The organism is Brevibacillus sp. BC25 (assembly GCF_000282075.1).
Classification (GTDB): Bacteria; Bacillota; Bacilli; order Brevibacillales; family Brevibacillaceae; genus Brevibacillus.
In genome coordinates this window covers 36,025-42,829 of record NZ_AKIX01000083.1, presented here as the reverse complement: position 1 = coordinate 42,829, position 6,805 = coordinate 36,025, and the positions used below count along the sequence as shown (strand labels likewise).

7 protein-coding genes are annotated in these 6,805 nt (G+C 47.1%); 1 reads left to right on the top strand and 6 read right to left on the bottom strand.

Annotation, left to right across the window (positions count from 1 at the left end; genetic code table 11):
- Positions 1-180 precede the first annotated feature (180 nt).
- The 3 genes from PMI05_RS21460 to PMI05_RS21450 all read right to left on the bottom strand — a co-directional run bounded on the left by PMI05_RS21460 (position 181) and on the right by PMI05_RS21450 (position 3,483).
- Complete coding sequence (locus tag PMI05_RS21460; protein WP_007726193.1) at positions 181-1,284, bottom strand: citrate synthase/methylcitrate synthase; 1,104 nt, start codon at positions 1,282-1,284, stop codon at positions 181-183.
- 98 nt (positions 1,285-1,382) lie between these two features.
- Positions 1,383-2,471, bottom strand: a complete 1,089-nt coding sequence (locus tag PMI05_RS21455; protein ID WP_238543339.1) for a DUF418 domain-containing protein — start codon at positions 2,469-2,471, stop codon at positions 1,383-1,385.
- A gap of 97 nt (positions 2,472-2,568) precedes the next feature.
- Positions 2,569-3,483, bottom strand: a complete 915-nt coding sequence (locus PMI05_RS21450) for a LysR family transcriptional regulator (RefSeq protein WP_007726190.1) — start codon at positions 3,481-3,483, stop codon at positions 2,569-2,571.
- 215 nt (positions 3,484-3,698) lie between these two features.
- Here PMI05_RS21450 and PMI05_RS21445 point away from each other — a divergent pair, with 215 nt between their 5' ends.
- Positions 3,699-5,345, top strand: coding sequence for a DUF6583 family protein (locus PMI05_RS21445; protein WP_007726188.1), 1,647 nt, complete (start codon positions 3,699-3,701; stop codon positions 5,343-5,345).
- 167 nt (positions 5,346-5,512) lie between these two features.
- Here PMI05_RS21445 and PMI05_RS21440 read toward each other — a convergent pair whose 3' ends face one another.
- From PMI05_RS21440 to PMI05_RS30200, 3 genes are all read right to left on the bottom strand, one after another.
- Entirely contained in the window at positions 5,513-5,947 is a 435-nt protein-coding gene (locus tag PMI05_RS21440) for a metal-dependent hydrolase (RefSeq protein ID WP_039961143.1), read from the bottom strand.
- Between the two features lie 84 nt (positions 5,948-6,031).
- Positions 6,032-6,394: a hypothetical protein gene (locus PMI05_RS21435; protein WP_007726184.1), complete on the bottom strand. Its 363-nt coding sequence runs from the start codon at positions 6,392-6,394 to the stop codon at positions 6,032-6,034.
- 275 nt (positions 6,395-6,669) lie between these two features.
- On the bottom strand, positions 6,670-6,744 hold the full coding sequence (locus tag PMI05_RS30200; protein WP_369751235.1) for a helix-turn-helix domain-containing protein: 75 nt from the start codon (positions 6,742-6,744) through the stop codon (positions 6,670-6,672).
- Positions 6,745-6,805 lie beyond the last annotated feature (61 nt).

Genomic DNA, 6,805 nt, shown 5'->3' with positions numbered 1-6,805 from the left:
GGCTACCACTTTTGCGTTTCCCCGCGAATCCCTTCGGAGCGGACAGTCTCATCCCTCAGCGGGACGGAGCCTGGAGCCTAGACTGGAAATATTCTTCTCTTCACCGCGGCCACATTCTATGTTGCACCTAAGTAAAAAAGCCATCCGCATAACGGATAGCTTTTATAATTAACATCTTTATTATTCTGGCATCGTGCCAATGTAATTGGATTGCGGGCGAATAATGCGGTTTTTGCCTGCCTGCTCCAGAATGTGCGCACTCCAACCGACCACACGGCTCACGGCAAATGTCGGTGTAAACAAATTGTCGTCCAAGCCCACCGCGCGCATGACAGCTGCGGCAAAAAACTCTACGTTTGTATTCAGCTTGCGGCCTGGTTTGTACTCTTCCAGTAGCTGCAAGCCTACTTTTTCTACATGTGTCGCCAGATCGAACCACGGATCGTTGGACGACAGCTCGGATGCAACAACACGCAGAGCAGTTGCACGCGGATCAATCGTTTTATAGACACGGTGTCCGAAGCCCATCAAACGTCCGCCGCTCTCCAGCTTGTTGCGCAGCCACGGCTCTGCATTTTCCTTCGTGCCGATAGCCTCGATCATCTCCGTCACTTCTGATGGTGCTCCGCCATGCAAAGGACCTTTCAGGGTTCCGATTGCCGCCGTAATGGAAGAAATCAGATCGGATTCAGTCGAGCTGACAACACGCCCGGAGAATGTGGATGCATTCATGCCATGCTCCTGCGTCAAAATCAGGTACGCATCCAGTGCACGTACGTGTGCCGCTTTCGGCTTTTCGCCCTTGAGCATATACAGATAGTTCGCTGTATGATCCAGCTCTGGATTTGGCGCCAACGGCTCGCGGCCCTCCAGACAAGCGAAGCGATACGCGACGATTGTCGGCATCTTGGCAGCCAGCGAAATCACTTCATCAATAGTCGGCGGGAAGCCGTGCGAGGAACTGCCCAGCGCCGAAACACCTGTACGCAGTACACTCATCATATCTACATCTGCCGGGATCAGCTTCAGGATTCCCTTTACATGCTCCGGTAGCTCACGGTTTGCTTTGAACTTATCTTTCAAATCAGTCAACTCCTGCTCGCTAGGCAAATGTCCGAACCATAGCAGGTGTGCCACTTCCTCAAATGTGTGGTGAATAGCCAAATCACGTGCCCAATGACCGCGATACACCAGCAGTCCATTAATTCCATCCACCAAACTAAGGTCTGTTTCTGCTACGGCGATACCATCCAAGCCGATAGCCAAAGGATGTTGTTTTGTCATCATCACCACTCCATTTTCATCTCTTTTCTCTCCAGTATATCGATTCATAATCGCGAAGGGAAATAAAAGAAAAGCGGGGTATTGATCACATTTTACAATCAGTTAGCAGCAGCTGGAACCATCTTCTTTTTACGTCCGTACGTCAGGAAACGCCACAGCTTTTCCATCGGCCCTCGATTAAAACGCTTCAGCCACAGCCAGCTTACGAGTAATTGAAACGCATAGATTGGCAACGCGAGCAAAAACCAAGAAGAGAGCGGCATTGCTGTAATACCGAACAAAGGAATCAGAATGGTCATGATGACTGTCTGACCCAAATAAGTCGTTAACCCCATTTGACCCGTGTAAGCAAACGGCTGGAGAATTTTCCTTGCCGGCTCACGATCCAGTAACAGAAACAAGCTGGCGATAAAGCACAGCGCCATAGGCAGCGTACTCAGATCAACCAATATTTTATTCACCTGTTCAAGTTTTAGACCAAAGACAACACCGCTCGCCCACACAATCCCTGCTGCGATCGGAAGACTGATTACAAGAGTAGTAGCAGCGATTCGTTTCAACAACGGCTTATGCTCGCGAATTTGAGCAATCAAACCTCGTTTTCCCGCATACAAACCAAACAGGAACATCACAAAGATCGGTATCAGTGTTGTCTGGAGTGATGCTACAAACGAATAGACTTCTTGACCATTGAGTGTCTGTACAAGTGCCACGCCTTGAGTGAGCATGTACACTCCTCCCAGACTGGCTGCCCATGCTAGAATCGTAGAAGACTTTCTTCTATAAAAAGGCATCAGTAAAAAGCCGAGGAGTGCGTACACCGTCAAAATATCTCCAAACCACAAAATGACGTGAATCACACCAATGAAAAACATCGCGAACAACCGTCTGCTGAAGAGACGAAATACTTTTTGTCCACGCTGTTCAGCCCGTGACATGAAAATGTAAAAACCTAAGCCAAACAGAAACGAAAAGATCCCAAAAAATTTCGTCTGAATAAATAAATCATAGCTCAAGCGAATCCATGCATCGATCCCTGCCTCTATTGGCATACGAACGTCTTCCGAATACATGATGAAGCTTGGTAAGTTCACCAGCAAAATCCCGAACAATGCCAATCCCCTTACAATATCAATAGAATAAATCCGATCCTTCTGTGTGATTGGTTCAGCCTGCATATTCGTCATTCCCTCCTGCTGTCTCTAAGCAGGGTTCAGTGTAGCATACATATGCTCATCAAAATTATCGATTCACCTTACCTCTACCTTACAGGCTTGTTATCTTCTATGTCCGTCCCCCTGATAGAACAAGCGGCATCGGTGGATACAAGGAATGTAAGATTTCCATAAAATGCTGCGCTGGCTCGCTAATTCCAGCTTTAGGTACCAGCAAATAAGAAGCGACCTTCGGCAAAACAAGTCCAGGTGTGGGCAGTTCAATAAAGCGGTTTTCAAACAAATCCCGATCGACAGCCGTCCGAGGCAAAAAGGAAACGCCTAATCCATCCTCGATGAATCGCTTTGTAATGTCTACCTGCGAAACAGCCATCGTACGCAAGGAAAGCCCCCTCTGACGCAAAAGCAACAGCACCTCATCCCAGTAACCCGGGTGGTTGTGGGTCAACAAACGGTTTGCTTGCACCTCTTGCTCCCAATCAGGCAAGGGCGCCTCCATATCTCCGCCACTGTGAGGGACTGCAAAAACGACAGGATCTTCGTACAAAAGATAAGTAGACAACTGGAATTCTCCCGGCACCATCCGGGTTAAGCCCAGATCAGCTTGTCCATTTTGAACCAGCGGGCCAATTTCCACGGAGTCGACAATTTTAATCGAGATATCTACATCGGGATAGAGCTTGGTGTAACGATGCAACAAATGGGAAAAACGAGCACGGGCAATAATCGGTGAAACAGCTAGTTGCAGCTTTTCCCGATAGCCCTGTCTCCAAGCCTGCAAATCCTCCATACTGTTATGCCACTGTTGAAGGAGTCCTTTTGCATGTGGCAAGTAACGTTTGCCCGCAGCCGTTAACCGAACACGTTTGCCAACCCGTTCAAACAGCTTGATCCCCAATTCCTTTTCCAATTGTCGTATATGTTGGCTGACAGTAGGCTGCGCAATGAACAACGCTTCTGCTGTCTGATGAAAATTTTCTGTCGTGGCCGCCACCATAAACGTTTGCAGCACGCGAAAATCCACGTGATCTCCCCCCTGCTGTCGCTTTTTCTTTGTTCTATATGCATACAAAAGTAGGAAGAATGCAACTTTTTGGGTCTTTCTTCCTCTTTTTTGAAGAAATTTACTGGAAATCGTTCCCCTTCATTCTCCTTATGGTACAATACAAAATCGAGTGCGCAAAATCATTACGCACATGGTAATAACCAAAGAGAGAGAGCAAAAAGGGGAGAGAACAGATGGAAACTGCAACAAACGTGAACCCACCGCGCAAAAGCAAGAAAAAAGTATGGTTGATCGCGGGGGCAGCGGCTGTCGTTGTGCTGGGTGGTTTAGGAACCGCCTATGCCAAGTACGATTTGTTTAAGAGCGCAAAAACGATTTACCTGCAAGCGGAAGCGGAGAGCATGATGAAATTTTCTAGCGACGTTTCCAAAGCTTACGGGGAATACCAAGACTACATGAAGCCATACCTGGAAAAACCAGTTCACTCCACCACTGAGTTGAGTGAGATTGCCCTAGATGCAACGATCCCAGACCCGCAAGCACAAAAAATTCTCGACATGCTGGGCAAAGCGAAGCTCGTGATGCAAAGCAACATCGATGAACAGAAAAATCAACAATCAGGGAACCTGGAAGTTCACCTACAAGATAAAAAGCTGGCTACTCTTGAGTACTTCATGAATGATTCCGTGATGGGCTTCAAGCTGCCAGAGTTTTACTCCAAATACGCTTATATGGACCTGAAAGATCGCGATGCACTTAAGCAAAAGCTGGGCGAGGAACTGCCGAAGCGCTTCGTAAGCTATAGCGATTTGCATGAAGCGATCAATTTTAACCAAGATGAACTCAAAACAGTAATGACTCCGTATGCCCTGCTGTACGCTGACAGCATCAAAGACAGCCAGGTAAGCATCAAGAAAGACGTCTCCTTCTCCGAAGAAGGACTCAAGGCAGATGCACGTGAGATCACGATTACTTTTAACGACGCAGAAGGCGCGGCTCTGACGAAGCAAATTGCAGAGAAGGCAAAAGCAGACCAAAAGCTGTTTGACCTGATCTACAGCCGCTACCACAATGTAGCTACGCTGATGCTCGACAGCGGCTACAAAGTAGAAGAAATCAGCAAAGAAGAATTCAAGAAAAATTACGAGCAAGCCTTCGATGACATCATCAAGGATACAGAAGATACAGACGCCAAATCAACTGACCAATTGAGAATGGTCGTGCTCGTGGATAGCGATCATCAAATCTTGTCCCGCAAGCTCTTGATCGATGAAAAAGAGAAAAAAGATCAGCTGGTCTACAGCAGTGTTTCCTATGATAAAGGTGCAGAATCGTACTACCGTTACTCCCTGCACAACCTGTCTGATCAGAAAAATGGCGAAATGTCCTTCACCTACAAAGCGACAGAAGAAAAAGACAAGACAAAGGGCAAGTTCAGCATCCTGATGAAAGAGACCGACCAGCCAATTCTGGACCTCTCGACTACTTTCGAGACAACCAAGCAAGACAAGAAAACAACCGGGAACTATGACTTTGCACTCGTAGTGGCAGACGAATATTCCTCCAACCCTGTTGCTCTGACCGGTAATGTTTCCGTGAACGAGACGAAGACGGACAATGGTGTAGATTCTGACGGCACGGTAAAAGTGAACTTCTCGAACCCTACTCCAGATATGCCAAAAGGCTTTAGCTTCAAGCTGAAGTCCAAAGCAGAATTCGGCAAAGCACTGGAAATTCCAGCTATGACTGCTGACAACTCCATCAATTTCGCTACAGTGACTGACCAACAAATGATGGAAGCGCAACAAGAAGTCATGCAAAACGCAGATAAGTTCATGACTGAAAACGCTGAACTCGTGCAACAGTTCATGATGCCTTAATTGTTTCGTGATAAGAAGAATCCGCTCATAAAAGTTACTAGTAAGCTGACATCGGCATAAACCGGTGTCAGCTTTTTTATTAAAATCACGATTTGTTCCAAATATTCAGATTCCGTTCAATAGGGGGACCTCCTGAGGGGAGGTCCTTTCTCAATGTCCCATTCCTTTTACTGATAACCTTTGATCACAATATACACAATCGCTACATAAAACACGATTCGATCTACAGTCCGATACATCGACTTGGACACCCGAATGCCGAGCCATCCCACTCGCAACGGCCACAATAACTGAATGCGTCCCACCAGCATATCGCTGATCAGATGGGACAAAATCCCCCACAGCGCTGCCATTGCAGCCGGAGAATCACCGAATAGCAGAAATGGAAGGAACAATATTACCCATGAATGTGTCACTGTACGATGACCGAATCCTTTTTGCAGCAATTTGGATACAGGTCCCATCAAGTTTCCGAGCTTGCTATTTGCTTGATCGATATCAGGTACGAGTGCCATCGTCGCGCCAATGACGCTCCCCTTCCATGACGGATAGGCGCAGTAGCCTGCGATGGCACCGAGTGCCATATGTGTTTTCCAATTCATTCGCCTTTCACACCGTCTTTCTGGGATAGTCTAATGAGCTTATGTACGGTTGGTGGAATGGCAAACCCATCATACATACAAATACTAGGTCTCCAACAAGGACATAAAGCTCTCCGGATCGAGTCCATCGCCTTCGATCACGATTGCCGTCATTCCGGTTTCACTGCCTGATTCGTGCCCTTCTCCTGTGATCCAGAATGCCGCCTGACCACTCTGAATCGGGATGCGCTCTGTACCTTCACCGCGTACCCAGCCTTCACCGCTCACGACAAGGAAGAGTTGGGGACAAGTTGCCGGATGATAGCCAACTATCCCACCAGCCTCCAAATGGATACACCCAATCGTAACCGAATCAGGTGTGCGTATAACACGAGAAATCGTCGCATGGACAGAATTATAGCGATCAATCGTTTTGCCTACTTGCTGATCAAATCGGAATCGTTTCATAATTTCCCCTCCGCCTTTTGACGAGTAAGCCTTATATAGCCCAACTAGAGGCGCTGTGACAGACTCATCTTCCACGATTACGGCCAAAACCAAATATTTTTGTAGTCGACAAGACCAAGCGCATTCAATGAGACACCGGCCAGATCCGAATGGTAAGCAGAATGCTGACACCTCTACCGAAGAGCTTTGGCAGCTTGATCTGGTTACTTGAACCGCTTTATGGTAGGATAACTTCTGCTCGTTAGTTTGTAGGTTTTGTTCCAGCGTGCAAGAAATTAATTGAACACAAATCGACTACACCCCAATGTTTTCGAGATGAGTACGGCTTGCTCCTGATTTTTACGGAACATCGCGATTCACCTCCCCACAAGAACAGTTTACCACAACAAGAACGTACGTTCTAAAAAAATA